The 26,595-nt window shown below is 38.3% G+C and carries 24 protein-coding genes and 10 pseudogenes; 11 read left to right on the forward strand and 23 right to left on the reverse strand.

What is annotated here, in order from left to right:
- Positions 1-16: 16 nt before the first annotated feature.
- Positions 17-715 (reverse strand): expansin ExlX, encoded by a 699-nt coding sequence (exlX, locus tag KXZ66_RS10835; protein ID WP_015714055.1) that lies wholly within the window; start codon positions 713-715, stop codon positions 17-19.
- A 269-nt stretch (positions 716-984) separates the two neighbouring features.
- Positions 985-1,662, reverse strand: coding sequence for a YoaK family protein (locus KXZ66_RS10840; protein ID WP_004399503.1), 678 nt, complete (start codon positions 1,660-1,662; stop codon positions 985-987).
- 171 nt (positions 1,663-1,833) lie between these two features.
- Between KXZ66_RS10840 and KXZ66_RS10845 the strand changes: the two genes are divergently transcribed.
- Positions 1,834-2,871, forward strand: a complete 1,038-nt coding sequence (locus KXZ66_RS10845; protein ID WP_004399365.1) for a polysaccharide lyase family 1 protein — start codon at positions 1,834-1,836, stop codon at positions 2,869-2,871.
- Between the two features lie 257 nt (positions 2,872-3,128).
- The gene (locus KXZ66_RS10850; RefSeq protein WP_038829978.1) at positions 3,129-3,812 is read left to right on the forward strand and encodes an SOS response-associated peptidase; all 684 of its coding nucleotides are present in this window, start codon (positions 3,129-3,131) and stop codon (positions 3,810-3,812) included.
- 335 nt (positions 3,813-4,147) lie between these two features.
- On the opposite strand, the gene KXZ66_RS10855 is transcribed toward KXZ66_RS10850, so the two are convergent.
- The 7 genes and pseudogenes from KXZ66_RS10855 to KXZ66_RS10885 all read right to left on the reverse strand — a co-directional run bounded on the left by KXZ66_RS10855 (position 4,148) and on the right by KXZ66_RS10885 (position 8,625).
- Positions 4,148-4,453 (reverse strand): hypothetical protein, encoded by a 306-nt coding sequence (locus tag KXZ66_RS10855; protein WP_151870200.1) that lies wholly within the window; start codon positions 4,451-4,453, stop codon positions 4,148-4,150.
- 214 nt (positions 4,454-4,667) lie between these two features.
- A complete protein-coding gene (gene oxdD, locus KXZ66_RS10860) occupies positions 4,668-5,846 on the reverse strand; it encodes an oxalate decarboxylase (protein ID WP_124048221.1) in 1,179 nt (392 codons plus the stop codon).
- A 122-nt stretch (positions 5,847-5,968) separates the two neighbouring features.
- Positions 5,969-6,451 carry a DUF4944 domain-containing protein gene (locus KXZ66_RS10865; protein WP_015714060.1) on the reverse strand — a complete coding sequence of 161 codons (483 nt, stop codon included), beginning with the start codon at positions 6,449-6,451 and terminating at the stop codon, positions 5,969-5,971.
- Between the two features lie 170 nt (positions 6,452-6,621).
- Positions 6,622-6,782, reverse strand: a pseudogene (locus tag KXZ66_RS10870) (YoaP domain-containing protein); the annotation flags it as partial.
- Positions 6,777-7,011 (reverse strand): annotated as a pseudogene (locus tag KXZ66_RS10875) (hypothetical protein); the annotation flags it as partial. The pseudogenes KXZ66_RS10870 and KXZ66_RS10875, both read right to left, overlap by 6 nt.
- 103 nt (positions 7,012-7,114) lie before the next feature.
- Positions 7,115-7,612, reverse strand: coding sequence for a hypothetical protein (locus tag KXZ66_RS10880; protein WP_015714062.1), 498 nt, complete (start codon positions 7,610-7,612; stop codon positions 7,115-7,117).
- Between the two features lie 101 nt (positions 7,613-7,713).
- Positions 7,714-8,625 (reverse strand): VanW family protein, encoded by a 912-nt coding sequence (locus tag KXZ66_RS10885; protein WP_015714063.1) that lies wholly within the window; start codon positions 8,623-8,625, stop codon positions 7,714-7,716.
- A gap of 358 nt (positions 8,626-8,983) precedes the next feature.
- Between KXZ66_RS10885 and KXZ66_RS10890 the strand changes: the two genes are divergently transcribed.
- The 3 genes and pseudogenes from KXZ66_RS10890 to KXZ66_RS10900 all read left to right on the forward strand — a co-directional run bounded on the left by KXZ66_RS10890 (position 8,984) and on the right by KXZ66_RS10900 (position 10,628).
- Entirely contained in the window at positions 8,984-9,466 is a 483-nt protein-coding gene (locus KXZ66_RS10890) for a DUF2975 domain-containing protein (RefSeq protein WP_015251949.1), read from the forward strand.
- A gap of 9 nt (positions 9,467-9,475) precedes the next feature.
- A pseudogene (locus KXZ66_RS10895) lies at positions 9,476-9,728 on the forward strand (helix-turn-helix domain-containing protein).
- Positions 9,729-9,833: 105 nt separating this feature from the next.
- Complete coding sequence (locus KXZ66_RS10900) at positions 9,834-10,628, forward strand: DUF817 domain-containing protein (RefSeq protein WP_041849916.1); 795 nt, start codon at positions 9,834-9,836, stop codon at positions 10,626-10,628.
- 123 nt (positions 10,629-10,751) lie between these two features.
- Here KXZ66_RS10900 and KXZ66_RS10905 read toward each other — a convergent pair whose 3' ends face one another.
- Entirely contained in the window at positions 10,752-11,624 is an 873-nt protein-coding gene (locus tag KXZ66_RS10905) for a LysR family transcriptional regulator (RefSeq protein ID WP_021481419.1), read from the reverse strand.
- A gap of 100 nt (positions 11,625-11,724) precedes the next feature.
- Between KXZ66_RS10905 and KXZ66_RS10910 the strand changes: the two genes are divergently transcribed.
- The gene (locus KXZ66_RS10910) at positions 11,725-12,603 is read left to right on the forward strand and encodes a DMT family transporter (RefSeq protein ID WP_041849917.1); all 879 of its coding nucleotides are present in this window, start codon (positions 11,725-11,727) and stop codon (positions 12,601-12,603) included.
- 172 nt (positions 12,604-12,775) lie between these two features.
- On the opposite strand, the gene KXZ66_RS10915 is transcribed toward KXZ66_RS10910, so the two are convergent.
- Together KXZ66_RS10915 and KXZ66_RS10920 are read right to left on the reverse strand one after the other, a co-directional pair.
- Complete coding sequence (locus tag KXZ66_RS10915) at positions 12,776-13,207, reverse strand: hypothetical protein (RefSeq protein WP_151870199.1); 432 nt, start codon at positions 13,205-13,207, stop codon at positions 12,776-12,778.
- A gap of 263 nt (positions 13,208-13,470) precedes the next feature.
- Positions 13,471-14,103, reverse strand: coding sequence for a type 1 glutamine amidotransferase family protein (locus KXZ66_RS10920; protein WP_038829972.1), 633 nt, complete (start codon positions 14,101-14,103; stop codon positions 13,471-13,473).
- A 224-nt stretch (positions 14,104-14,327) separates the two neighbouring features.
- Between KXZ66_RS10920 and bla the strand changes: the two genes are divergently transcribed.
- Positions 14,328-15,248, forward strand: coding sequence for a class A beta-lactamase (gene bla, locus KXZ66_RS10925; RefSeq protein WP_128740384.1), 921 nt, complete (start codon positions 14,328-14,330; stop codon positions 15,246-15,248).
- A 262-nt stretch (positions 15,249-15,510) separates the two neighbouring features.
- Here bla and KXZ66_RS10930 read toward each other — a convergent pair.
- Positions 15,511-15,600: pseudogene (locus KXZ66_RS10930) on the reverse strand (SMI1/KNR4 family protein); the annotation flags it as partial.
- 107 nt (positions 15,601-15,707) lie between these two features.
- A complete protein-coding gene (locus KXZ66_RS10935) occupies positions 15,708-16,061 on the reverse strand; it encodes a DUF3221 domain-containing protein (protein ID WP_049141155.1) in 354 nt (117 codons plus the stop codon).
- A gap of 163 nt (positions 16,062-16,224) precedes the next feature.
- Between KXZ66_RS10935 and KXZ66_RS22580 the strand changes: the two are divergent.
- Positions 16,225-16,456 (forward strand): annotated as a pseudogene (locus tag KXZ66_RS22580) (hypothetical protein).
- Between the two features lie 206 nt (positions 16,457-16,662).
- Here the strand turns inward: KXZ66_RS22580 and KXZ66_RS22585 are convergent.
- Positions 16,663-16,848, reverse strand: a pseudogene (locus tag KXZ66_RS22585) (hypothetical protein); the annotation flags it as partial.
- A gap of 95 nt (positions 16,849-16,943) precedes the next feature.
- Between KXZ66_RS22585 and KXZ66_RS10940 the strand changes: the two are divergent.
- On the forward strand, positions 16,944-17,207 hold the full coding sequence (locus tag KXZ66_RS10940) for a hypothetical protein (protein ID WP_049141156.1): 264 nt from the start codon (positions 16,944-16,946) through the stop codon (positions 17,205-17,207).
- A gap of 298 nt (positions 17,208-17,505) precedes the next feature.
- On the opposite strand, the gene ppsA is transcribed toward KXZ66_RS10940, so the two are convergent.
- Together ppsA and xynA are read right to left on the reverse strand one after the other, a co-directional pair.
- Positions 17,506-20,106, reverse strand: coding sequence for a phosphoenolpyruvate synthase (gene ppsA / locus KXZ66_RS10945; protein WP_049141157.1), 2,601 nt, complete (start codon positions 20,104-20,106; stop codon positions 17,506-17,508).
- A 667-nt stretch (positions 20,107-20,773) separates the two neighbouring features.
- On the reverse strand, positions 20,774-21,415 hold the full coding sequence (gene xynA, locus KXZ66_RS10950) for an endo-1,4-beta-xylanase XynA (RefSeq protein ID WP_015251938.1): 642 nt from the start codon (positions 21,413-21,415) through the stop codon (positions 20,774-20,776).
- 306 nt (positions 21,416-21,721) lie between these two features.
- On the opposite strand from xynA, the pseudogene KXZ66_RS22590 reads away from it, so the two are divergent.
- Positions 21,722-21,980, forward strand: a pseudogene (locus tag KXZ66_RS22590) (ATP-dependent DNA ligase); the annotation flags it as partial.
- Positions 21,981-21,991: 11 nt separating this feature from the next.
- On the opposite strand, the pseudogene KXZ66_RS10960 reads toward KXZ66_RS22590, so the two are convergent.
- The 4 genes and pseudogenes from KXZ66_RS10960 to KXZ66_RS10975 form a co-directional block, all read right to left on the reverse strand.
- Positions 21,992-22,247 (reverse strand): annotated as a pseudogene (locus KXZ66_RS10960) (UV damage repair protein UvrX); the annotation flags it as partial.
- Positions 22,240-22,549: pseudogene (locus tag KXZ66_RS10965) on the reverse strand (YolD-like family protein). The pseudogenes KXZ66_RS10960 and KXZ66_RS10965, both read right to left, overlap by 8 nt.
- 122 nt (positions 22,550-22,671) lie before the next feature.
- Entirely contained in the window at positions 22,672-23,022 is a 351-nt protein-coding gene (locus KXZ66_RS10970; RefSeq protein ID WP_128740386.1) for a hypothetical protein, read from the reverse strand.
- A gap of 212 nt (positions 23,023-23,234) precedes the next feature.
- Complete coding sequence (locus KXZ66_RS10975; protein ID WP_049141160.1) at positions 23,235-23,597, reverse strand: hypothetical protein; 363 nt, start codon at positions 23,595-23,597, stop codon at positions 23,235-23,237.
- A 296-nt stretch (positions 23,598-23,893) separates the two neighbouring features.
- Between KXZ66_RS10975 and KXZ66_RS10980 the strand changes: the two genes are divergently transcribed.
- Entirely contained in the window at positions 23,894-23,968 is a 75-nt protein-coding gene (locus KXZ66_RS10980) for a putative holin-like toxin (RefSeq protein WP_256683490.1), read from the forward strand.
- A gap of 282 nt (positions 23,969-24,250) precedes the next feature.
- Here KXZ66_RS10980 and yobK read toward each other — a convergent pair whose 3' ends face one another.
- Together yobK and yobL are read right to left on the reverse strand one after the other, a co-directional pair.
- Positions 24,251-24,709, reverse strand: coding sequence for a type VII secretion system immunity protein YobK (yobK, locus tag KXZ66_RS10985; protein ID WP_015251924.1), 459 nt, complete (start codon positions 24,707-24,709; stop codon positions 24,251-24,253).
- A 9-nt stretch (positions 24,710-24,718) separates the two neighbouring features.
- Positions 24,719-26,521, reverse strand: a pseudogene (yobL, locus tag KXZ66_RS10990) (LXG family T7SS effector ribonuclease toxin YobL).
- Positions 26,522-26,595: the final 74 nt, after the last annotated feature.

Genomic DNA, 26,595 nt, shown 5'->3' on the forward strand with positions numbered 1-26,595 from the left:
CGCTGTTTCGTATTTTTTATTCAGGAAACTGAACATGGCCCGGTACTGTATAGGCTTTGGACGTTCCGCTTTCAGGCAGCTTTGGAATGGTGTCTTTCACAACGTTTCCGCGGATGTCAGTCATTCTGACTTTGAGAGAACCTGTCCCTAAATTCGTACTTACAAAATGGTTATAGTCCATTTTCTCCATGTTGATCCACTTACCATCCTTTTCATATTGCATTTTCATAACAGGATACTTGTGATTTCTGACTTGGATTGCTGCCCACCACCTGCTGCTGCCTTCTTTGATCCGGTAGGTGAAATTGCCGGTGATTGGGGCTTTGACAACACGCCATTTAATATTGATTTTTCCGTCTTTCATATTGCCGATTTTACGGAAGGCATTAGGTGACAGATCAAGAGCTCCCCGAGCGCCTTCGGGATAAAGATCAGTAACATATACGGTTGTTTTCCCTTTTGGCCCTTCAACTTCCAAATAAGAGCCGGCAAGTGCTGCTTTTACTCCTCCGTAATTGAGATCCGCCGGATTTATTGCAGTAATCTCCATATCGGAAGGAATGGGATCCAGCAGGAAAGCTCCTCCTGAATAACCTGACCCTGTATACGTTGCATAACCTTCATGCAGGTCGTCATATGCTGCCGAAGCTTGCGGGGAAAAACAGAAGATCGTCAACAAAACCATACCAACAAATGCACTCATAATCTTTTTCATATTTGGTCCTCCTCAAACCAGACTTCAAATGAGAATCATTATCATTATAAGACTCAATCCATCTGGTTTGAAAGAGGAAATAGATTCATAGATGATTTTAAGGCAAATTCACTATCATTCATATATCAAATGTAGGTACTTATGAAAAAGCCAATACAAATGAACGAATGTGCACTTCAGCCAAATGTCTTATTTTTCCCTCTCAAAATTCGCACTTCAATAACGAAATGAAACAGGCTGTTGGCCTGATAACAGCTATACAGGAAAAGCTATTTTTCCCCGCTCAGTTTCAACTTAGCTGTCATCATGATGCCAAAGATCAGCACAATCGGAACCCAAATAATGAAGTGATAAAAATCAGGCTCAGCCAGAGCAACAATAATAGCCCCTACACAATACAAAATAATAGCCAGTGCTCTTAACACAGTATCTCTTAAGAAAGTCTTCTTTTGCTTCTTAAAAAACAAACGGCCGGATATATCCTCTAAAAGAGAAGCCAAAGTGCCGGTCAACACAGTTGAAGAAATACCTGCGATCCCCAGTTTTTTTGCTGCTGTAGTTTGAATCCCCATAGAAATGCTCATGAGTATAATTAGAATGTGCACAGGAACAAATGCCCGGTAAAAAGAAAGACAAGCAAAGACAAACAAAATGAATGCTTCAAGTGCGAGGGCTTTTGTCACAGCAGAAGGCCAAAGGGTATTTTCCGCCTTTCCGACCATCAATGTAGCAATGATCACGCCGCATATAAATCCGATTAGCGCAGTCAAGGAATTAAAAACAGTGACCTGAATGGATTTGCCGATAGCTAACCCCAATAATACAATGTTTCCAGTCATATTAGCTGTGAACACATGTCCCAGGCTTAAATACCCGATTACATCCACGATTCCAGCTGTTAAACATAAAAGTGATAGCAAGGTGTTTCGATAAGCTGCTGCAGTCAACGGTGTATCAATCCTTTCTTCTATTTCAATTGTTAGTATGTCTTTTGGCGCAATCTCTATTTTTTAAGTAACCCAACATTAATTAGGAAGATAGAACCTATCATTCCTTTCCATTAACTGTAATAATAATCCCGCAAGGAAATGATTAAAATTGAAAGGAAGCATATTGTGATGAAACGACTTTGTTTATGGTTCACCGTCTTTAGCTTGTTTTTGGTTCTCTTGCCTGGAAAAGCATTAGGTGCAGTCGATTTTCCGAATACCTCAACAAATGGCCTTTTAGGTTTTGCCGGAAATGCCAAAAATGAAAAAGGCATCTCTAAAACGGGCACAACGGGTGGAAAAAACGGGCAGATTGTTTACATTCAAAGCGTAAATGATTTAAAAACCCATCTAGGAGGATCCACTCCGAAAATTTTAGTGCTTCAAAATGATCTTTCCGCATCTGCGAAAACAACAGTTACCATTGGCTCAAATAAAACACTCGTGGGCTCTTACGCGAAAAAAACGCTGAAAAATATTTATTTAACAACTTCATCAGCTTCTGGAAATGTCATTTTTCAAAATTTAACGTTTGAACACAGTCCGCAGATTAACGGAAATAATGATATCCAGCTTTATTTAGATTCCGGTATGAACTATTGGATTGATCACGTCACATTCTCAGGTCATAGCTATAATGCAAGCGGAAGCGATTTGGATAAACTCGTGTATATCGGAAAATCCGCAGATTATATCACGATCAGCAACTCAAAATTTGCGAATCATAAATACGGTTTGATTTTAGGATACCCGGATGATTCTCAGCATCAATATGACGGCTACCCCCACATGACAATCGCCAATAATTATTTTGAGAACTTGTATGTTAGAGGCCCAGGTCTGATGAGATACGGTTACTTTCATGTTAAAAACAATTACAGCAATAATTTTAACCAGGCGATTACAATTGCTACAAAAGCAAAAATATATTCCGAATATAATTACTTTGGGAAAGGCAGTGAAAAAGGCGGCATCCTTGACGACAAGGGCACTGGTTATTTCAAAGACATAGGCAGCTATCCATCACTCAACAAGCAAACCTCTCCGCTGACTTCTTGGAATCCCGGGTCAAACTATAGCTATCGTGTCCAAACGCCGGAATATACAAAAGAATTTGTCACGAAATATGCCGGATCACAAAGTACAACTCTGGTATTTGGCTACTGATATAAAAGAGGCCATGCGTTAAAAACGCTGTGCCTCATTTTAGACTTATAGGCTATTTTTAAGCGATCCTTGTAACTCCATCAAGATCCAGCGTCGGTCCAACCAAAAAGCATATGTTCTTTTCCACAATAACTTCTTAACTGGCTTTCTTATTATACCAGTATATCGCAAGTGAAAAGAAATCATTGTTCTGAACCTGTATTAAATGAACGTTCGTCCGACAAACTATTCAAAAACCCCTAAAAAGGATGATGGATATGTGCGGCAGGTTTACTTTGTACTCTGCATTTGATGATATTATTGACCAATTTGACATCGATCAATTTTTTCCTAAAGGTGAATACCAGCCAAGCTATAATGTCGCACCATCACAAAACATCCTTGCAATCATCAATGATGGATCAAATAATCGCTTAGGCAAGCTTAGATGGGGACTTATTCCACCTTGGGCAAAAGATGAAAAGATCGGTTATAAAATGATCAATGCTCGAGCCGAAACAATTACCGAGAAACCGGCCTTTCGAAGACCGCTTGTCAGCAAACGCTGCATCATACCAGCAGACAGTTTTTATGAATGGAAACGGCTTGATTCCAAAACCAAAATCCCAATGCGGATCAAATTGAAATCATCTGCTCTTTTTGCGTTTGCTGGCTTATATGAAAAGTGGAGCACACATCAAGGAGACCCTCTTTATACCTGCACTATCATAACAACTGAGCCTAATGAGTTCATGAAAGATATACACGACCGAATGCCGGTTATATTGGCCCATGATCATGAAAAGGAGTGGCTTAACCCCAAAAATACAAGCCCTGATTATCTGCAAAGTTTGCTGCTGCCTTATGATGCTGATGACATGGAAGCATACCAGGTTTCATCATTAGTAAATTCACCCAAAAATAATTCAGCTGAGCTTCTTGATGCAGAAAATCATATGTAGTGATTGAAATTCTCTAGCAAGAACTTGTCAAATAGCTGTGTTCCTTAGGTGCCAATCCCTCTAGTAATTATGTATATTTAGTACATAGATCAATTAGTTATTTTATCATCAGTTTGAAATAATTTTATTATGTAAACTTAAATAAGCAATGTTATCCCTTTCATATAAAATAGTTTACATTTTTATAAAATCGCTTCACTTTTCTATTTTGTCAGCAAAAAAACTGAACCACATTAAACTTATGAAACCTGCCGCACCTGTGATTGCAAATATGATATAAGCCCATAGAGGTACATCCATACACTTTCCCTCCTAAGAATTAAATGAAATTTCTTTCATCTTACATGAAGGTCTTCTTTCTTTTGTTTATCCAGTGTAATACTTAATAATATGTTGATGAATGCAGCTGGAAAATATATAAATCCCACTCCAAGAATGCCTAGTATCGTACTTAAACTTACTATGTAATTCTTTGTCATCGTTTGACTATCAATCAATATTAGAAGTGAAATCAATCCAGCTAAAACACCTATAAACCAAGCATCGCCAACAGCATAAGAATCATCCAGCATCCCTAACCATCGCCCCATTATAGAGCTCCCAATAGCAGTCAAACTGGATAAAAATATGAATGCTTTCATTCTTGTCCTCCTTTAAAGCCAATCAAACTGGTAGAAATCGGCCATTGAATTTCCATTAGCGGGTGGTTATCATTTCCACATTAACATTTTAAAGCTCATTACAATACGATTCAAGCAGAAAAACCCTACATAACGTATATATAGGGATTTGATAAAACACAGGCCAAAATTCAGCTCTAGTTACTTTAAGACCACTGTGTGATCGGTTCAGTCTTTACGTACCGGGATATTTCACAACAGGCACTTTCTTCTTACGCAGAGAATCAAGCATGACTGATCCAGCATTCAAGTTGCTTTGCACTAATTCTTTAGGCGTCAATGCCATCCACTGATTGAGTGACACATCTGCATAACGGTCACTTTTGAACATTTCTAAAAACCATAATGTTTCTGTACCAGTATTCTGTATATAGTGGCCAGCATTAGAAGGCACGTATCCCACGTCGCCTGCTCTATAATCAAATGTGCGGGCAGTCCCATTTCCGATAAATACCGTCATTCGTCCCTGTCCTGTTAGATAATATTGCCACTCATCGCTATTGGGATGCCAATGAAGCTCTCTCATCGCGCCAGGCTCAATCTGAACAAGTGCAGCGGCTATCGTTTTTGAAATTGGGAAGTTAGAAGAATCCACAATTCGTACACTCCCCCCTGGCATTTGAATTGGGGGTTGATTTAACAACTCGTGTTTAAAGGTCATGGGGACTTTTCCATATGGTGACTGAATGTCTTCACTCGCGACTGATCCCGGCACATTCCCTTGGTAGATATAGACTTGCTCAGACGGAAGAGAGTTGAAAGCATTCACCGGGACACCGAAATTTGCAGATAGAACGTCTTTTGGTGTGTGTGCAAGCCAATCTGAAATGGTTAACGTTGAAAACTCAGAAAAGTTTCCATCATCGAATACGAGCAGAAACTCGCAGTGTTCCAATCCCTGTATGGAATGCGGAATTCCTGCTGGGAAGTACCAAAGGTCGCCGGGACCAACATCAGCAATGAAATTTCGTCCGTCTTGGTCAACAGCGGTGATACGTGCCCGTCCCAAAAGCATATAAGCCCACTCCGCTTGCTTATGCCAATGAAGCTCGCGGACGCCTCCCGCAGTTAAGCTCATGTTTACACCTGCAATCGCAGTCGAAATCGGAAGCTGTCTTACGGTGATTTCTCTTGACCATCCGCCGTGATCTAATTTCATGGGAGCGTCTGAGAATGAAAATCTCAAGTTAGGAATCATACCCTCATCTGTAACAGGCGGAACAAGTATATTCGGATTTTGAATATCCCGTATTATATTTCGCGGGCCTGCATCAATAGCTCCAGCTCCATCACTTCGAATAGGCTGCGGCACGTTTCTGTCATCATGATTGATTGGTTGTTGTTCCAACAGCATGCACCTCGTTTTAGAAATGAACAAGATTTTATTTCAGCCTATGCAGAATCTTAGATTGCTGTGCCTAGGAATCCGCAAATAAAAAAGTGACCACCAATGTGATCACAAATACATCAAATAAGCTATTTTTTATACCATGGCTTCTTATGTAATTTGATTTCTTCTGTCTGTTTTTTCTGGCCTGTCTTCCACTCCACTTTCACTAATACATCATGTCCTATCACTTCATCTTCAGGCATATAATCAAAGGTGGCAATATGGTCCTCCATGCGTCCCCCACCTGGCATTTCATCACCTGTGTATTCTGACAAATCATAATTTTCCCTGTCATCATACATTTTACCATCTATGTATAAGGTGATTTTTTCTATGACAGTCCTCTTTTCGTCCTTCTTACTCCCCTGCCAATATAGATTTAGAAAATAATTAGGTCCAATTGAAGTTTTGTCTGATTTTTCAAGGTTAGACATCCACAGTCCGCTTTTCCCGCTGCCCTCATATTTCACTTTGTTTCCTGATACCATTACAAATAATGTGATGATGCAGATGATCAAGAATCCAGCAATGATCAATAGCCATTTCTTAATATTGTTCTTTTTTCTCATGCTTTTCCCCACTTCCCTAACTCTTTAGTAGGAAAATATGATCAAAATGTTACTAAAAGGAAAATTAAAAACTTCGAATTTAAATTAAAGCTCTTTCAGAGACAAAATTTAACCGTATATCACGCCTTACATACAATTTTGTTTTAAAATGGGCTTTTTATTTTGAAAAATCAAGCTAACAAGAGTTTATTAAGTGATTTTTCAAATTTATTTATACTCATGATCTCGTGAGTCACAAATCTCCCATCAAAAAAACGCTAAAAGTTGTCCAAATAGCTGGTGACTTTTGTTCCTCTTCTTTCGATGATAACTGAATTGACTGAAATTGAACTCTGAAAATTTCGAAATTAAAGATTTTTAATAACGAAACGGGCTGCACTTGTTTAGGTGTCACTGTCATTATCAGTAAAATGTTACGCTGAAATGCGCAGTCAGTCACAAAGTCTCTATTCGTATTCCATAAAGACTTTGTGATCATCGACAAACATTTCACTCCCATCGGATAAGTGTATCCAAAAAGCCTCCTCTGGTTCTTCTCTATAGTCATAAATCACAGTCACTTTGACATTTGACTCAGCTACGATGGTTTTCCAACAATTATTTTCGTTTTTTCCTCAGGCAAAGTAAGAGATCGAATCATCAAAGCCATTCTATCTTTACTGTCTAATTAACGCCATCTTCAGTGAATTTAAAGGTCTGTTTTAAATTGCGTCCTTCTTGCCCCTTCTGTGTCCAAATTATAACAACTTCTAATTCAGAGGCTTTATCTGCCAGCATAAAATGATTGAACTTCAGCGGTGAGCCATCATTTAAACTTTCAGCTAACATTTTAGAATCTTCTTTTGGTTTGACACAATTTTCATCGGGACATCCAAAAAGTGAAAACCTTGTGATTGAATCAGGGTCATTTCTATACAATTGCACATCCACTGTAGCTGCTTTTTCCCCTATATTTTTGACTTCCAAGGAATATACTTGATATTCTCCTTTTTGAGGTCTCGCAAATTCCTTTACATTTTTTGCTTCACTTACTTTTACTGACCACTGGTCTGTTTTTTGTGTAATAGGCAACACCGTAAAAGTCAGGGCATGCGCTTTTGATTGGCAAAACGTAAATCCAACTGCTGTAAAAACAATTACAGAAAATAATACCCTTTTCACTTCATTTATCCCTCCTTCCTTTCACTGGCTGCTCCTTAAAGAATTGATTTTGAGCAATCTACAAGCTCTCTTAACCAAAACCTTACCTGAGGTTTTGTCTTTTACTGCTCTGCATTTATTTCTTTCGGTATCCGAGATGGAGCCTTGGGGATTTTTCTCAATTTGCTGTTTATCACATCAGAAGAGTATAGCGTAATAATCATACTTCCCCCATACCTTTTTGCCCGAATTAAGATTGGTTGGTTATATTGGTTTTGAAAGCGAAAGTCAGGACCTCCCCAGCTTACCGTCGCATCCCGTCCGGGCGGTACATATGGTACACTTCTAGTATGAGAATAGCGCTGAACGATCTGCAGTCCTGCACGATCAACGGCATTAAATAGAGTTGAGGACACCTGACAAATTCCTCCTCCTACACCTTCAGACAACTCCCCTTTTACAATAATGGGTGCACTTTTATATCCTTTGTTCCGAGTTCTCATTCCCACAACTTGGTTAAACGAAAACGTCTCATTAGGGAAAACAACGTGATTGTCGATTGCTTTTGCAGAAAGAGAAATATTGTGTGAACGGCTTTTATTGCTTGAGTTAAAATACGTCACGTACTGACCAAGCTGCTGCGTACTGATGTGAGCTAGCAGCTCGCTGTCAACTTTCGGATAAATGTTCATTTCCGGCACTTCTATCTTGGAGGGACCTTGCCCATAAAAATACGCATAAAACTTTTCCATAAACGCCTGTTGATACAGTTTGTAGCCAACCCTGCCCGGGACGATGCTTCCATGATCGTTAAGGACAGCATTTATCGGCTCACGGTACACTTTCTGATCAAGCTGTTTGATGAATTTACTGTATTTTTCATAGTCAACCATTGGAGTGCCGGGAAGAGGCATTGTAAAGTCTTCACGGTTAACAGTGGCAATCGTCCGTCCTTGCTGTGTGACCGTTAAACTGTCCTGCGGCTCACTCGGCTGAGCCAATAAAAAAAGACCAGTGATCAAAATTTGTATCAAAATTTGTATCATAAGTCGGTTTACCTCCCGATCATTAGTATGAACAGCCGCTTATCCTTTGATGTATTTCTTCCCATCGTTTGTTTGAATCTTTAGACGTTGATAAAAACCTTCATAAAAGAGCTTAGCTTTATGTTCACACCGATCCCTGAGCTCACTGAGGCAAACGGTTCATTCAGTCGGCAAGTTTGAAGTAGTTCAGCATCTCCCAGTGATGAGGGATGCTTTTTTGTCTTGTCAAAAATGAAAAGGGTCTCCTATAACAACAGCAAATCAATCCATATCAATATTTTTTTATTGAGAAACGATAAATTTTTTGTTACATTCAATTAGACAACAAATAAATGAGGTGCTTGTTATGAATCGAATGTCGACAATTTTTTTAAAGATAGCTTTGGTTCTTATTGGAATTCCAATTCTTGCTTTATGCATTTTTTTAGTGCCTAAGATAGCCAACTATTCAGCAGAATTATTTCCAAATATCGCTTATATAAAATATCTCGTTTTCATCTATTTGTATGTAACGGCGATACCTTTTTACTTTGCTCTTTATCAAGCGTTCAAACTTTTAAGCTATATTGACAAAAACAAAGCTTTCTCGGGTTTGTCTGTAAGAGCTTTGAAGAATATAAAATACTGCGCAGTCACTATCAGTATCTTTTACGCAGCAGGCATGCCTGTCTTTTATCTGATGGCCGAGATAGACGACGCCCCGGGTATCATTGTGATCGGATTGGTTATTATTTTTGCTTCAATGGTGATTGCGGTCTTTGCTGCTGTTCTTCAAAAACTGTTAAAAGAAGCGATAGATATAAAATCAGAAAATGACTTAACGGTCTGAGGTGATGACATGGCGATTATTATCAACATTGATGTGATGCTTGCTAAGAGGAAAATGAGCGTAACAGAGCTTTCAGAGAGAGTTGGCATCACCATGGCTAATCTTTCGATATTGAAAAACGGAAAAGCAAAGGCTATTCGATTATTAACTTTAGAAGCGATTTGCAAGGCTTTAGAATGTCAGCCCGGGGATATATTGGAATACCGAAGTGATGAAGACACACAGGATTCGTAAAAAATATGTAAGATCAACAGAAAAATAAAGTGATTGGCGGTGAGCTTATGGACATAAACTTATATCCATCTAGCTGCTATACTAAGCGTCCCTTCCATACACGAAGAACACAACTATGGAGGAGGCATACATCATGAGAGCAATAAAACAAATCGTTCTTTTTGGCTGGGAACAAGCCCTTTCATGTTTGTTTCCTGCCGTTATTTTTGCCTCTTTGGCTATTACGCAAATCATCCCACTGCCCTTCTTGCCGCGATATGACTGGCTGCTCATTATCTGCGTTCTCATGCAATTGTGGATGGTGCGTTCCGGTCTTGAAACACGGGATGAATTAAAAGTGATCACATTATTCCACCTTATTGGGCTTGCTCTGGAACTTTTTAAAGTCCATATGGGCTCCTGGTCTTATCCAGAAGAAGGATACTCCAAAATATTTGGAGTACCTTTGTATAGCGGCTTTATGTACGCAAGTGTAGCCAGTTATTTGTGCCAGGCATGGAGAAGGCTTAAGGTTGAACTGGTTAAGTGGCCGTCTTTTTTTGCAGTTGTTCCGCTTGCCGCAGCGATTTATTTGAATTTTTTCACCCACCATTTTTCTATAGACATTCGATGGTGGTTATCAGGGCTTGTCATCATTGTCTTTTGGCAAACATGGGTTACATACGAGGTGAATGGAGCTCGTTACCGTATGCCGCTCGCACTTTCTTTTGTACTCATCGGATTTTTTATATGGATAGCGGAAAATATCGCTACGTTTTTTGGAGCTTGGAAATATCCAAACCAAATCGATACATGGAGTCTCGTACACCTTGGAAAGGTAAGTTCATGGCTCTTGCTAGTGATTGTTAGCTTTCTTATAGTAGCATCATTAAAACAAGTTAAGGAGCAGAGTCCCACAAAGGCAGAGATGGATGAATCTTTTTCTTAGCATACGCATACAAGGTCCCAAATAGAGTGAAAAGCAACGTTCAAATGGTTGCTTTTTTCTTTTATGTAACTCTGCCGGTGAGTATTCATCTTCTTCAAATTTCATCGCAACACGATAACTGATTCAGATTACAACTGCTTTCAACACTTTGACAAACTCATGCGCCGCCGGCGTTATCTCTTCAAATGAATGTACGATGACGCCAATATCGCGTGTAACCCTAGGAAAGATGTCCTTTTTAATCAATTGATGCGGGACGGATGAAAGTGTAAAGTTTGAAATGATGCCGATACCCAAGTTATTTTTGACCATATTAATCAAGGTTTCGGCATTTTGCACAGTTAAGTTTTCCTTTAATTCGATGTTGTATTGCGAAAATGCGTTTGACATCGCGATTTCATGACCGCCTTTACAAAAAATGAGGTCATCTTGATATGTTTCAAGGTCGACATGCTTTTCAAGTTTTAATTCGTCACGCTGCGGCGGGATGACGGCCACCATATAGTCGTTACACAATAGCTGATTTTCAAACGGTTCAAATGGAGATGCTGCGATCCCGATATCAACCGTCCGATCTTCAACCCATCCTTTTATTTGGTCAGAGGTTCCTTCGATCAATTCTATGCGGATCAGCGGGTAGTTTGATCTGAATGCCGCAATCGCCTGTGGCATGATATTTGTTGAAACTGCAGGAAATGAACCAATTTTCACCTTCCCGTTTAACAGCTTGTTTTCCCGGTTGGCTACTTGATATATTTTGCTTTCAATTCCCTTCATTTGCCTCGCCAGCAGCAATATTTCTTTTCCGATGTCAGTCAGCATTAAACCATGATGTTTATCCCTGATCAATAATTTGAGCTGCAGTGAGCTCTCCAGGTTTTTTATCGCTTTACTTACCGCCGGCTGAGAGATGAACAATTCTTTTGCCGCTTCTGTAATATTTAATTTCTCCCCGACTTTTACAAATATGTGAAGATGGTTCATGTTCATAACCATTTGGTTATACCCCCAATAATAAAAATGTATTTCAGTTATACATAAATGTAACATATGATAGAAACCAGCACGATATTTTAACAAGAAAGGCGGCTTCATTATGGTAAAAGTTATGCTGGGAATCATATCTGTCACACTTATTTGGGGTTATACTTGGGTTGCGATGAAAGTAGGAATTCATGACATCCCCCCGCTTTTATTTTCGGGTTTGCGCCTGTTCATCGGAGCAGTTCCTTTATTTCTCATTCTCTTCATCCAAAGAAAAAAGCTTTCAATTCAAAAAGAACATCTCAAAAGCTATATCATCATGAGCCTGTTGATGGGGCTGGGCTATATGGGGATTTTGACGTATGGAATGCAGTTTGTCGATTCAGGGAAAACCTCTGTTTTGGTATATACAATGCCTATATTTGTTACGGTGATCAGCCATTTTTCATTAAACGAGAAAATGAATGTGTATAAAACGATGGGACTGGTCTGCGGCCTCTTCGGACTGTTATTTATATTTGGAAAGGAAATGCTCAATATCGATCAAAGCGCTTTATTTGGGGAGCTGTGCGTACTTGCGGCAGCGCTTAGCTGGGGAATCGCGAATGTGTTCAGCAAGCTACAATTCAAGCATATCGATATTATTCACATGAATGCCTGGCACCTTATGATGGGAGCCGTCATGTTATTGGTGTTTTCCTTTATATTTGAGGCGGTCCCTTCAGCCGAGTGGACATATCAGGCGGTGTGGTCATTGCTGTTTAATGGCTTGCTTTCCACCGGCTTTACCTTTGTCGTATGGTTTTGGGTGCTCAATCAAATCCAAGCGTCAAAAGCATCCATGGCATTAATGTTTGTTCCCGTATTGGCCCTATTCTTTGGATGGCTGCAATTGCACGAACAGATCACCATCAATATTATCCTCGGCGCACTGCTGATATGCTGCGGGATTTTTATGAATACATTTACATTTTCACGACGGAAAGTGTGAATGATATACATTTCCCCTGTCATTTGGGCTTCATGTGACAGGAGACGACTATTACGAGAAAGTCTTCTAGAATCCTGACGACAGCCTATTAAACAATGAAAAAAGCTAATGTCTGCATGTAGACATTAGCTTGGCTGGCGTTTAGGCTGGTGAGAATCCAGATACTTTTTTATTACCATTCTGGCTGATCAAACTGAAAACCGTATAGACCTTTTACTTTAACATCTCCGCAATCTGGATCTTTTGTCAAAATCAAATAATGAGTCTTATAAGGCATCGTCTCAACTCGATCAGTTGCACTAAAATCAAAATGATCCCCCGAGAAGTTTTTTTCACTAACGGTTATTTCATATCCTGACAAAGTCATTCGCATGATTCTTGCGTTAATTGTACATCCTCCAGTATCGAAAATGGTGAATCTGTACCCAAAGTGAGATGTCCAATGGTTTGAATTTAGGTTATCAGACTTCATAAACCATTTTTCATTCTCTGTCATTGTAAAACTCACTTTCTCCTCATCTTTCACGATAACGGCCGAAGCTTCCCCTACATGGATAGTCAAAGCCAAAAGAAATGTAAAAGCTAACATCAACATCTTTTTCAAAAGAGTTCCTCCCGATATCTTTTACTTCAATATATTGGAAGGGTCTTTTCTGATCAAGACAGTCTTCTCCAAATGAATCTTTAGCACCATGAAATGAGCCTTAATAAGAACAGTTTTAACCCAAATCAAACTCTATTCGAAATAAGGCTTACCAATCTATATTCTTTTTAAAAGTTTCTGCATTTCTTTATATAGCTCCTAGACACATATAAAAAATGCTCCCATAAGTTCAGGAGCACTACAAAAAACTGCTAAAGTGTTTTCTATCGATTTATTGTATTCATTAGCTCAAAGAAGTATTCAGGCTTTTGAGTCTTATTCAGCTTATACCATGAACGCAATGTATCTGGTGCAAATACATCTAATTTTTTCAATACTTCTACTGCAAATTCCAGAGGAGCAATTCCTGATGCAGTAACCAAATTTTTATCAGATACTGCTGGTTCCTTTTCATATAGTGTTTCTCCTTTGTAATTAGGGCAGACCATTTTCATATACTCTAGGTCATTGCTTGTGTGCTTTCTCGAATCTAAGTATCCTTCATTCGCGAGGCCCAAGGTTGCCCCACAAATTGCAGCAATAGTCGTGCCGAGCTTTAAAGCGTCGCCAACTTTTTTCAAGATCGGCTGATGAATATCTTCTCCCCAAGTGTTTCCTCCGGGTAAAATGATAAGATCTTGACTCCCAAGAGTACATTCGTCAAGAGAAATATCTGGTTTTATGCTTAATCCTCCCAACGTAGTTATCATTTCTTTATTAACCCCTACTGTAACTACTTTTAAAGATGCTGCATCTTGTTTAAAGTATCTCCCTGAGTTTAGTTCCGCAATTAAATATCCATATTCCCAGTCTGACATTGTGTGAAATACGTAGAGATAAACTTTTCTCGTTTGCATCCAATAAACTCCAATCACAATTGATAAAGCTTTCTAATAGATGACTTTGCTGACAGCCATTGTCAGCTTTTTTGTTGATTCTATTCTTATGCCCTTGTTCTCCCAACTTATAAAAATATAAGATAAATTGATTCTATGTTTACTACCGCAAAGGGGTTTGTTACACTAACTGTCATGGGAAACATTTCAAAGGTAATACAAAATCATTTGAATGAGGAGGCCTGATGAAGTTGAAAAATAAAGCGTCAATAAAATTCGGAATATGTGTTGGGCTTTTATGTTTAAGCATTACTGGTTTCACACCTTTTTTCACCTCAACACATGCCGAAGCAAAATCCATAGAAGACACAAACATGGCAAGCTGTATAACGAATAAAAAATTTGTTCAACTTGAGAAAAAATTTGATGCCAGGCTTGGTGTTTATGCAATTGATACAGGTTCAAACAAGACAATCGCCTATCGGCCGAATGAACGATTTGCTTACGCATCAACCTATAAAGTTCTAGCCGCAGCTGCTGTCCTGAAGAAAAACTCAATTGAAAAACTTAATGAAGTCATCCACTACAGCAAGGACGATCTTGTTACATATTCTCCAATCACAGAGAAACACCTAGATACAGGCATGAGCCTAAAAGAAATCTCGGAAGCGGCTATCCGTTACAGCGATAATACCGCTGGGAACATCTTGTTGCAACAGCTTGGCGGCCCTAAAGGTTTTGAAAAGTCACTGAAACAGATTGGGGATCATGTAACGAAAGCTAAACGATTCGAGACGGATCTAAACTCTGCGATTCCTGGTGATATTCGTGACACCAGCACCGCAAAAGCACTGGCAACCGATCTTAAAGCCTTCACTTTAGATAACACGCTCACGACTGACAAACGCACGATCTTAACCGATTGGATGCGAGGCAATGCTACTGGTGACGAACTGATTCGGGCAGGCGCTCCAATAGGATGGGAAGTCGGCGATAAATCCGGAGCCGGAAGTTACGGGACACGAAACGACATTGCTATCGTTTGGCCGCCAAACAGAGCTCCTATTGTTGTGGCAATTCTGTCAAACCGCTTTATGAAAGATGCTAATTATGATAATGCTCTTATCGCTGAGGCTGCAAAAGTCGTCCTTAACGATCTCAAATAAAGTGTTTAGCCTTTTGCCACAAAGGAAAAGACATTACTTTTTTAACTCCTACCGTTCATTTTTTGATGAACGGTTCTTTCATAAGACCTCTAGAATCAGATATTTAAACACCACAAAATTAAACGTTATTATAATTAACGGCAAGTTTTCATTCTATGGAACAAGTAAAGTTTGACCTGACAAGAATTAAGATTAAGCACCCTAAAATCCATTTTCTTCTCCTTCAAGTAAACATACAATGCAGACAACTCTCTTAAGTCTCTTATTCTGTGACCAATTTGTAATACTCATTGATATTCGGACTCTCTTCCCAATATTTCGTCTCGTTCGAAGACACTAACATATCAAACCACTTGAATTAACATAACTGAACTTGATATTGGTCACTGGCAGTTTCAATGCAATAGAACAACATTTGTTGTCTCAGAGGTTATCTATATGAGAATTCAACAATTTTTTTTATAATAATTCATATTTTTGTATCGTTGCACTTGGTGGATTTGACTCTTTAAGTGTATGGAACCACACTTTTATTTTTTCACCTCTTTTGAGATCATCTGTGTTATCAATCTCACTTAATCCTACAATTACTATGTTATTTTTAAACTTGTTCATAAGTTGTCCTTCAGAAAGATCGTAATCTTCTTTTACTGGAGCTTTTGTATCGGTAATGAGAATTGCCCTTTCATTGTCTTTAAGCACGACATAGCCTACTAGGCTCTGCATCTTTGTTTCGTCACCGTTTTGTTCACTTTTATTGCAGCCTGCAAGAAAAATAATGAGCACTATCAAGCTTACTCCAATTTTCGGCAACCTTTCTCCCTCCCGTCATGTTTAACAATCTCACTCCATAACTACATATCAATAAACTGTAGTGTAAACCTATCCAGAAACTTCTTCATTTTCTCATATTGAATCTTTTACAAGCTGTTAATACACAGACTAAATCGGGTAAAAATTCGTAGAGGTGATTTCATTGAATGATGATCATAAAGTAACTCATTACTCTTCATTTATTTTTTCAACAATCATGGTATTGGTGGTCGCCCTCTTTCCACAATACACTTCTTGGTTTGTAACAGTTCTTCCTGGGTTTTGCACTTATCTATACATTCCAAAAACATAAAACAAGTTCTTCAAAAGCAATATCTTATATTTCGTATTTTTTATTCATTGTTTCATTGACTTACACTTTAGTTAATATGTAATAGTAATCCTCCCTTTGTGGGAGGATTTTTTGTTTAAGCTTATTTCTAAGTGCTTTTGGGCCACCTCTATCTATAATGATAAAACTATCTGAACCAATTTTTTCTTCCGATCTTTGTCTTCGTAAATAGCAACATTGTGGCGTGTCATTAATGTAATACCGCCCATTTTAAACTCTTTTTGATCTTTAAAATAAACAACAGGGACATTCACCAAACGGATCTACTTCTTTTTGTTCTTTCTCAAATGTTTGTATGTGGTTGCCTTCGAACCATACCCTTACTCTTATTCCGCTTTCAAACTCATTATTGCATGCTGCTTCTTTTTGGGTTCCAGCATAAATATACTTATCATTACTGTCGTCTACTATACATATATTTGCTCCCTTTAAAATCGAGATTTTTACTTTTTATGATCCATTATTCACTTTCAAAATAACTTCCAATTACAACATAATATATGTATAAATTGTAAACGGAGTTGGTATAATTGAAGATTAGGAAAATCTTATCGAGTTCTGCTTTATCCTTTGGCATGCTCATATCCGCGGTTCCCGCAATGGCTGCTGGCACTTCGTCTGAGGTTGCAGTAAAAAGTGATGAATATGATTATGACACTATATACCGCATTAGTCCTCTGCCAATGGACTTCCAGCCAACAATAGAATACAACGGTTATACTTATACGCTTACACGTCATTATTTTGATTACTCAATCGGGTTTTACACGGCTATTTATACAAAAGTTGTTTAAATTTATAAAGGAGCTTTTTAGCTCCTTTTTCTCTTGTTTTAAGCACAAATACAAGTTTAAATGCAGGTAATAAACAATTCACTTTAAAGAAGCGCCGCCCGCAAAATGCGGCTTTTGCACACTACGCCAATTTTATATAGAAAAGCCAGACCTCCCCCAAGAGGTTCCAGCTTTTCTTAATGTGCTATCGATCTTCGTTAGTTCAACGGGAACTTTATCATTCGGTACAATTGCAGCCTCCCAACTTCTAGTTAGGGCTGGTGGGGAATATCTGATGGCTCTCTACACCCATCAGACATTATAAGATTTCAATGTAGCCTTCTGTACCATGAACGCGAATTCGTTGCCCATCTTTTATCAGCTTGGCAGCATTTTCAACGCCAACAACTGCAGGTAAGCCATATTCACGGGCTATAACAGCTCCATGTGTCATCAGTCCCCCAACTTCGGTGACTAGGCCTTTTATGGATACAAACAATGGTGTCCAGCTTGGATCGGTAAAGGCGGTAACTAATATATCTCCATCTTCTAAATCAGCATCTTCCATGTTTAAAATGACACGCGCTCGCCCCTCTATCACTCCGGAGGAAACAGGTAGACCTACAATCGCTCCGGCTGGGAGATTTTCTCGTTTATACTCACCTGTAACGATTTCACCATCAGACGTGATAACACGTGGTGGAGATAGTTTTTCATATAATGTGTACTCGTCTTTTCGTGTACTGATGATTTGATAATCCAGTTTATGTGTGCGTACGACTTCGTGAAGTTCTTCAAAAGTGAGATAGTATATATCTTCTTTTTCACGAATAACGCCCGCTTCTACGAGTCGTTCGGCTTCTTCCAGTAAAGCCTGCTTATAAACGAAGTATCGATTAATCATGCCGTATTTTGGATATTCCCTAAACCCGCTGAAATTTCGGATGATATCTATCATTCGTTTTGTTTCTTTGGCTTTTTGTTCACCATCCGGTAATTGCTTTAATCGATCTAATAACTCTTGCTCTTTCTTCAAAGCTTCCTGTCGCCCTTGCTCAAATTTCCGATGGCTGGCATTTGGCTCACTGTTATTGATATTATTAAGAATCATTGGGATAAGTGTAGTTGGTTTTTCGCTCCATCGAGTTCTTGTAATATCAATTTCTCCGGTACATCGCATTCCGTATTTGCTGAGATAATCATAGATCGCGTCTCGGGTTTTGCTTCCGCCATCAAACTTAGCCAGTTCATCCAAAAAGTTATCATCTTTTACATGTTGTAAGTAATCAATTACCTCTGGATAAGGACGAATCACATCTGCGACGTCTAATAGCGCAAGACCCATTTCTGAAGTAATATTATGGGGTACAGATTGAGAAAGCGTATCTGCTGCGTTTTTTTCACCTAACCACTTGTTCATTTTTTCGTTAATCCATAATGAAGCATTCATAGCAGTTCGAATCACAACCGAACTTTCTGGGTTAAATAAAATCTTCTTTAATTCCTGGATATCTTCCAGAATAAAACGAAATAAATCTGATCCTGATTTCGTTTGGATGTTTTGTTTTAACTCTTCTATCGATGTTTGACTGCTCTCAATCAAATCAGACACGATTGTCGGATCGTTTTCAACTTGAGCCGGCATATCTGCATTGCCTCTGCTGGGATTTGGTGCTGTTTTATCATTTGGTATCGACTTTATGAAATCTCGTCGCTTTATTATGGTCATAAGTGCGTCTTTTAAGAGCTGATCGTGCTGCCCCATGCCTTTTAAGAAAACTTCTCTGCTGTCAGGGGATGCCAGATGATGTGTGACATCAACAAATAGCCTTCCACCGGCTTTACGCATGGGTGCAGCAGTCGTCAACAGAAAAAAAGACAATCCCAGTGGTTTTATGGGATCCGTCATCATTTGTTGATGACCAACAGAAATATAGACGTGATTTTCTTGGTCACTCGCTTCAGGGATGGGGAATAAAGTAGTGATTGGACGACTCTGTACAATATAAAAAGTATCGCGGGCCAAACACCATTCGATATCTTGCGGCTGGCCGAAATGAGCTTCGATTTCTCTTCCAATGCGTGCCAGCTGTAAAATTTGTTCATCAGTCAGTGTTTGAGCCTTTTGCTGATCAGAATCGATCTGCTGTGTTTCTGTTCCGCCTTCTTTTCGTCCGTAGATAGCCAATTTTTTAGTTGCTATTCTCTTATCGATGATTTGCCCATCCTGTACTTTATAACAATCGGCAGATACCAAGCCGGAAACCAGTGCTTCACCAAGTCCAAAACCGGCATCGATGGATAACACCTTTCGGCTTGAGGTAATCGGATCAGCGGTAAATAAAATCCCCGAAGCCTGAGGGAAAACCATCCTTTGAACGATAACGGATAAATAGACTTGGCTGTGGTCAAATCCATTTTGCATACGGTAAATAACCGCGCGATCCGTAAATAGGGACGCCCAGCATTTACTGATATGCTGCAAGATTGCATCGACGCCGATAATATTTAAATAGGTGTCTTGTTGACCGGCAAAAGAAGCATGAGGTAAATCTTCAGCAGTCGCACTAGAACGCACGGCATAGGCATGTTCCTCGCCAAACTGGGAGAGATATTGAGCCACTGCTTTCACAACATCGGAAGGGATGTCTACTTCCATAATGATTTGCCGAATCTTTCTGCTGATGTTACCAACTTGATCTCGGTCCTCAACTTTTAGCATGGTCAATTGATCCAACAACACTTGTAACGTTTCGTTTTGTTCGATGGCTTTTTGATATCCTACTGTTGTGACACAAAATCCTTCTGGTACTTGTATACCTTGAATTTTTGATAATTCCCCTAAATGTAACCCTTTTCCTCCAACGAGCGAAAGCTGTGTTTTTTCAATTTCATGTAAACCGAGAACCAAAGAACTCATTCTACATCTCCCCTTCAAAAAAATATTGACAAGAGCTTCCTAGCAGGATATAATAAAATTATAAGATGGATATCTATAACCTTTTAACTAGAAAGCGCACGTAGTGTGATTATATCACCGTGTCTGTTTTTGTGCAATATAAAAAGAACCTGGTGAAATTGCCCAGGTTCTTTTCTTAATTTCCATAGCTAGTCGCATTAAAAAACTTGGTTTGAGCTGATTCAATCCTCTAAGGAAATCCTAAAGTTGGGTTCTTTTTGAACTTACTTGCTTTGTTCGTAGAGTCCCCATTCATAAATTAGACTTTTTGTTCTTAACAGTCCCACCTTTAACTAGTGTAAAGTTATGAGGATCTGGTTAACTACTAGATATTTTTATTTTGAATAAGGCTTATGTTTGATAAAGAAGGGTTATGTAAAGGTGTCTGTTGTGAGCAAGCGCTGACTACAAAAAATTGATAACATTCTCATTTAAATACCATTCTATTAACCTATAGGAAAAGTTATAAAACCAGATGGAGAATACCCTACCTCCAGCAATTGCAAGGCCGTTCACCTAGTAGAAAACAACCTTTAACCATTACTAACGATTTTAATAATCATTGATTATAAAACTTCTCAAGGAACGATCAGCAGCCCGTTAGCTACCCCTAATTAAAGATGATCTGTTACCACACTGTTACGTTAGAACTTCCACTACTTTGATATCCTTCTGTCGCCATGACTTGGTAAGCCCAATTACTGCCCAGATTCATTCCATGGCTCTTCCATGCGTTCACATGATTACTGAAAGTGATTGTAGCGTTGCTTCCAGTTGGTCTCTTCGTCTGACGAACACTCCAGTACTGCGTAAAAGTAGTGCGATCGCCATCAATGGAAGGTGCGTTATAACGTGTAGTTGTATATATGTCATATGTACCCCCATCACTTTTTACAGTACCTTTATACGTTCCAGTAGGTCTATAAGTACCCCATGAATCCACTACATAATATTCTATGAGAGGTGATCTCGTCCAACCATATAAAGTTAAATATCCATTGCCATTCGGTGCCCAAACTCCGGCATTATAGTTTATCGTCCTAAATGGCGAACCTGTAGTCCAACCTTTACCAACAACAAAATTTCCGGTATTAGACCAATTAACACTGTAGTTCCCGCCAGACCCATTGACAGCGTTTACTATACCGCCCCCATCAGTCCAATTTTGCCAGTAGTCTGTGCTAGCTGCAGAGGCGGTTGCCGAAAACAAGCTAATACTCATTAAAGCTGCCGATAATCCAACTAAGAAATTCTTTTTAAACTTAAACATATGTTACCTCCTATAATATTTTTTCCGACTTTGAGGTAGCACTCGTATACATTTAAAACATTTTTAATTACTAACGCCAAAGCTTTTGATCGTCCCCTTCAGTATAATACCACGAATTCATGAGCAAATATTAAAAGTATTTGTAATTTAATTACAAATACCTAGAAACACATTATAAGTGGTCTTCTTCCACCATATCCTGATCCTTTTTTCGTAGGATCACAATTCTTGTTTCTAATTCAGATGGAGTAATATCTGTAATTAATCCCCATTGAACCATTGCGTATAAAGGAGATATTCAGTAGAGATTGTGAAATCATTGTAGCTGACCCAGGTGGTGCTCTTGACTTTGAAGCTGCAGTGCAACGTTTCATGTCCAAAAAATCAGTCCATAAGGTAGTTTACTGTGTCTTTGATGTAATTTGATGGGTATTCAATCGCTAATAAGCCACTCAGTGAACGCAAAAATATGCTTTTAGATCTCAACCTTGACCATGATAATGTATTTGTTATTGAAGGCCTGCAAGGAAACGAATTAGCTTACTTTAATCTGGCCAAAGAAAAGAAATCAGCTTATGATATTGCAGTGGACAATGGTTTTTCGGGAACTGTAAATGTGCACTCTTGATCTTCAGGCATCTCAAAAAGTCTCGATCCTGTTTTTCTTTTTTAAACGCAGGAGACGCAGCTGACACTACACTTCCCTGTCTCTCCATATTTCCTACAACAGCAAGATACTATGTTCAAGGATTAAGCCCCATTGCAACAGCCGATCCAGAAGTATAAAAACACAAAGTATATTCTTACGTAGAAATTGTGAGTAATCAATCATTGTATGTAACTCCTATGATGTTATTCATGTTGATATATACTGTGTTGTTATGTTGATCTTTAACGTAAAGCTTATGTTGTTCAAAATTAATGGAATGAACTCTGCCAACGGCATTTTCAAACAAATCCATAGTTGAAAAGTTTGAATTTCAAAATTCAAGTGCTTCAGAAACGAAAACGCCCATCTCTTCAATTTGTTGATCATCTCAATTTTTGATCCATCAATCAAATCTTGTTTAAGCTGTATTAAATGCTCTGGAAGCATCATTGATATCCATTGATTGTTCCCCGATCCCTAAACATATCGACTCACTCCTTTATTGATAATACTAAAATTGGAGAAAGAACATCGAGAGTATTCGCAAGCAAATAACCCCAATAAGTAAAACGCCCAGCATTTTATTAAGCTGGGCTCTGTCTCATAATTAATTTGAATTTTTATACGCATTAACTGCTTCATTTCGCAACAGCATATTATCTTTATTAAAGTTATAAGCTTTTTTGATAATATCTAATACCTGCGAATCTAGCGCAGAAAGTTTGCCTCCTGGATTAAATCTTGATTTCCAATAATCTAAAGACTTATTTAGGTCAGGTGAGCTTTTTTTGTTCTCGGGTTTAACTACTTCATTTTTCTCAAGTTTTTCACAGAATTCACTAAAACCAATGGATCTACTGGGAGCTGAGTTATTTCCCCCGTATCCTTCTGTAGCCAAGCTGCAAAATGCTAAGAATTTTGGATTATAAATAAGATCGCTTGAGTTTACATTTACCACCGATAATCACGATCCTCTCAGAGCTTTTTATAATCGTATTGCCTTTTCCATTTTTACACATGTTAAATATCGACAATCCCTTAAATGATTTAATAAGGTTCTGTCAAATTTTAATATTGATAAATACGCAAAAATAAAAAGAAACCATAGTAGATAGGGTTTCCTTCAATCTTGTTTATGTAACGCACCCGATTCTGGAACAATTAATTTTCTCAAATAAGACGGTTCTCTAAAGATTCGATTGCCAGTTTTAGTGCAGTTAAGCGACGCTCATTTAATGTTTTTTGAGACCTGCCTTCTTTTGCTTTTGCTATTTGTTTTTCAATAAATGGAATGATATCTTGTAGAACTTCTTTAGAAGTCAATATGATTTCTTGCTCATAGCAAAAATTTTCACCATTCCAGGTACCTTTTAGGCTTTCTAAGCCAATTTTTACTGCGTTTAGTCTCTTTTTGACAAGAGTTGTGTTTGAACCTTTTTCTGTCGTACTTTTATAAGCATTTGAAAGTTTACTAAAAGTTGATTCCAAGGATTTAATGGACAAATCTTGAATTTCTTGGCTAACAATCTTCATATACAATCCTCACTTTTCATTTTGAAAATAACAAATCAACACTTTTTAACAATCCTACTCAATAGCTGAATTAGGATTACGCCTTGAATTTTGCGAGTCGCAAACTACCATATGTGTCTGTCATTTCAAATGTAATTGATGTTAATAGAAATTCTATTAAATGCTGTTGTCAATATATTGTTTGAATTTACAACGTCAAGGGGATTTAGTATAGTATAATATTTCCTGTACATTAAGTTTGCTCACTCAAGGGAGTCTTGCTCATCCCCTATGAAAGAGGGTGAGGCTATGTCAACATCCAGGCATTAATGCTAATGCTTGCATTCGGGTCATTTGTAATTGCCCTGTTGACATATATAAATAAAAAATAGACCTCCCTTGAGCCTAAGAACCTGAAGGGATAGGTCTACCAAGAAATCACATCGAGCAAGCCCTTTAGTGGGTATCTTTAGTACAGAGACAGGGTGTTGATAGCACCCTAGTCTTTTTATTTTATGCATTTTTTATACCTTAAAAAGCATAATCCTTATCCTAATTATAACCATATAGAAATGTTATTTGAATACAATTGCTTTATGGATAAAACCATTATTTTATTTAGATTGAGGATGTGCAACTCAAGTGTATCTATTGAGCAATTGCAATATTTTTACTTAATCGTCCCAGTCTTCATCCTCTTCCCAATCATCTTTCGCTTCCTGAATCTTATTATAAAAAAATTCAATAAAGCTTTCTGCAACAGTATCTTGATAACCAACTACCCTATCCCATTCAACTACAGGGCATTCTCCGTCTTTCATTTTATTTGTATCTAGACAGTAAGCAAAGTAATCAACATCTTCAATAACCACAAGTCCATCAGTAAGGCCATAGTGTTCTTTATATTCATTAGTCCTATTTACAACTGATGCATGATCAAAGTTGTAGCCTAAAACTAAAACACCGAATAAACCACCAGCACCGTATTTTTCTAAAAACCATTTATAACTGTTGGGGAGATCGCATTGGAGGTTTTCTTCAATGCGACCAATGTTTTCATGACTTGCGCCTTCTGTAAATATAGCATTTTGTTTATTTTCATTAATAAAGTTCTCAACCTTCGAATAAATCATATAAACACCTCAATTCTCATTTTCAAATTGTTTCGCTCTCCACTTCCAATATCTCTTTCTAAAACTCTCGTATTGTGCTTTTAAAACCTTATCATTTCTAAAACTTTCACCATCAGACTTTAGCTGATGAATGACATCACTATATTTTGTATGTAAGCTATTCGGGATTTCAAGCATTGGGCCAGGTTCTTCTTGAATCAAGTGATGTAAATTAATCTGTGTACCGTCTTTTGCATAAGGGGCATTCCCGTTTTTCATAAGCTGAAGATTTGTAACACCGAATTCTGTTTTTTGATTAATATCAATATCTTTCATAGTATACACTCTACGGCTTACATCTTTAACTTTCCCCTTCGCCTTTACCTTCCCCTCTATTTCATATGCTTCATACTTTTCTTTATTTAGCCAAGGGGGGCTTATCTTTTGGCCAGTAAACGGTTTTCTTGTTCCATCCGGTATTTTCTTCGCATTAGTCAAAAGTTCATTCATAAGGCTTTGGCTATCAACCACATTGTATGGCACGCCCCCTGCCATAGCAAAGTCGTACTTAGGATTATAAGGCAGCAAATCTGGAATCTTGACGTCTTTTATTTTCTTCCCTGCCTGACTTGCTTTGTTTATGACCTTCCCCGTTGCATCTGCTTTGTTAATGGCTCCTGCACCTTTTGTACCAACAACAGCTACAGCCACTGAACCAATAGCATAGGTAACCCATCTTGATCTAGAATAGGCATCTCCATTCACCATATCCTTTTGATATGACTCTTCTATGGCTACTGAAATGGCATCATATGTTTTCACTGGATGAATAACTGCATTGCCCAGCGCTAAGAGTGTTTCTCCTGGATCGGTGATGAAGTCCCATATGCCGGTTACAGTGTCTTTTCCTACATCATATAAGCCTACTCCTACACCTTTTACGATATCCCAAGTGATTTCTCCTGCTCCTTCTAGTTGCTTCGCTTGTTCAATTTGCATTGCAAGCTGTACTTGAGCTGGCTCCAGATTCTCGTACCCTACTTTCTTAGCAATCTCTAAATATTCATCAGGGTCTTAGACACCGTCATTAAGTTTTTTCTTTAATTCCTTGATTTCACGTTCCTTTGCTTCTTCTTTCTTCACGCTTAAGTAAGCTTCAGAATGCTTCTCTATGTCGCCTTTTTTCTTATGTATGTCACTTTCTCTATACGCTTTGGCGTTATAGTGAATCGGAGTGGCGTTCTTCCCTTTGCCTGTTGATTCCTGCAGCTTTTTAAAATCTTGCTGGATGAACTGTTCGTTAGGCTCTGTTTCAGCGTATTCTGTTTTAAAATCCTCATCAAGCTTGTTTAGCTTATCGATTGTTTTTTCACGTTTGTCATCTGCAGAAGAAAGTTTGTCTTTGAAGTCTTCTGTTGAGAATATTTCAAGGGGAAGAATATCATTGATGTCGTTTAATATGTCTTTCATTGCTTTTTTCTGTTTAGACATAATGGATTTTGATTTTGTATAGGCGTTAGCCAACTCGTGTTCTAAAAAGGATTCTTCTATGTAAGCATCAGACATCTTAGCATCTTCAAGTTTTGCAGACATGCTGCTTAAGAAAGCAATCTTCATGTCAATTAAATCAATCCATTGATCGGTAACACCGACATGACCATGATAAAATGCTTTAATGTTGTCAGCACCCTTGCCTGAAAATTCACTGTCATCTAGGTTAGCTACGTTTTGAAAAGCTTTTCTTAGCTTCACCATTTGCGACCTTAGTTCCTTAAACTCTTTGGTTCTTTTATCGGCCTCAAAGAGTAATGAATCAGCCTCAAATACCTTCATATCATTCTCCTTCCTAGACTACTCTATGTAAATTTTACCACAGTAATCTATTTGAATAACAGAAAAAGACAGCC

The sequence above is a fragment of the Bacillus sp. LJBS17 genome, assembly GCF_019334685.1.
Taxonomy (GTDB): Bacteria; Bacillota; Bacilli; order Bacillales; family Bacillaceae; genus Bacillus; species Bacillus subtilis.

Bases quoted from the DNA above. Each gene is read 5' to 3' on its own strand.
- exlX (WP_015714055.1), bottom strand. From the start codon at position 715: ATGAAAAAGATTATGAGTGCATTTGTTGGTATGGTTTTGTTGACGATC.
- KXZ66_RS10845 (WP_004399365.1), top strand. From the start codon at position 1,834: ATGAAACGACTTTGTTTATGGTTCACCGTCTTTAGCTTGTTTTTGGTT.
- KXZ66_RS10850 (WP_038829978.1), top strand. From the start codon at position 3,129: ATGTGCGGCAGGTTTACTTTGTACTCTGCATTTGATGATATTATTGAC.
- KXZ66_RS10855 (WP_151870200.1), bottom strand. From the start codon at position 4,453: ATGAAAGCATTCATATTTTTATCCAGTTTGACTGCTATTGGGAGCTCT.
- oxdD (WP_124048221.1), bottom strand. From the start codon at position 5,846: ATGCTGTTGGAACAACAACCAATCAATCATGATGACAGAAACGTGCCG.
- KXZ66_RS10865 (WP_015714060.1), bottom strand. From the start codon at position 6,451: ATGAGAAAAAAGAACAATATTAAGAAATGGCTATTGATCATTGCTGGA.
- KXZ66_RS10890 (WP_015251949.1), top strand. From the start codon at position 8,984: ATGAATCGAATGTCGACAATTTTTTTAAAGATAGCTTTGGTTCTTATT.
- KXZ66_RS10900 (WP_041849916.1), top strand. From the start codon at position 9,834: ATGAGAGCAATAAAACAAATCGTTCTTTTTGGCTGGGAACAAGCCCTT.
- KXZ66_RS10905 (WP_021481419.1), bottom strand. From the start codon at position 11,624: ATGGTTATGAACATGAACCATCTTCACATATTTGTAAAAGTCGGGGAG.
- KXZ66_RS10910 (WP_041849917.1), top strand. From the start codon at position 11,725: ATGGTAAAAGTTATGCTGGGAATCATATCTGTCACACTTATTTGGGGT.
- KXZ66_RS10920 (WP_038829972.1), bottom strand. From the start codon at position 14,103: ATGCAAACGAGAAAAGTTTATCTCTACGTATTTCACACAATGTCAGAC.
- bla (WP_128740384.1), top strand. From the start codon at position 14,328: ATGAAGTTGAAAAATAAAGCGTCAATAAAATTCGGAATATGTGTTGGG.
- ppsA (WP_049141157.1), bottom strand. From the start codon at position 20,106: ATGAGTTCTTTGGTTCTCGGTTTACATGAAATTGAAAAAACACAGCTT.
- xynA (WP_015251938.1), bottom strand. From the start codon at position 21,415: ATGTTTAAGTTTAAAAAGAATTTCTTAGTTGGATTATCGGCAGCTTTA.
- KXZ66_RS10975 (WP_049141160.1), bottom strand. From the start codon at position 23,597: ATGAAGATTGTTAGCCAAGAAATTCAAGATTTGTCCATTAAATCCTTG.
- yobK (WP_015251924.1), bottom strand. From the start codon at position 24,709: ATGATTTATTCGAAGGTTGAGAACTTTATTAATGAAAATAAACAAAAT.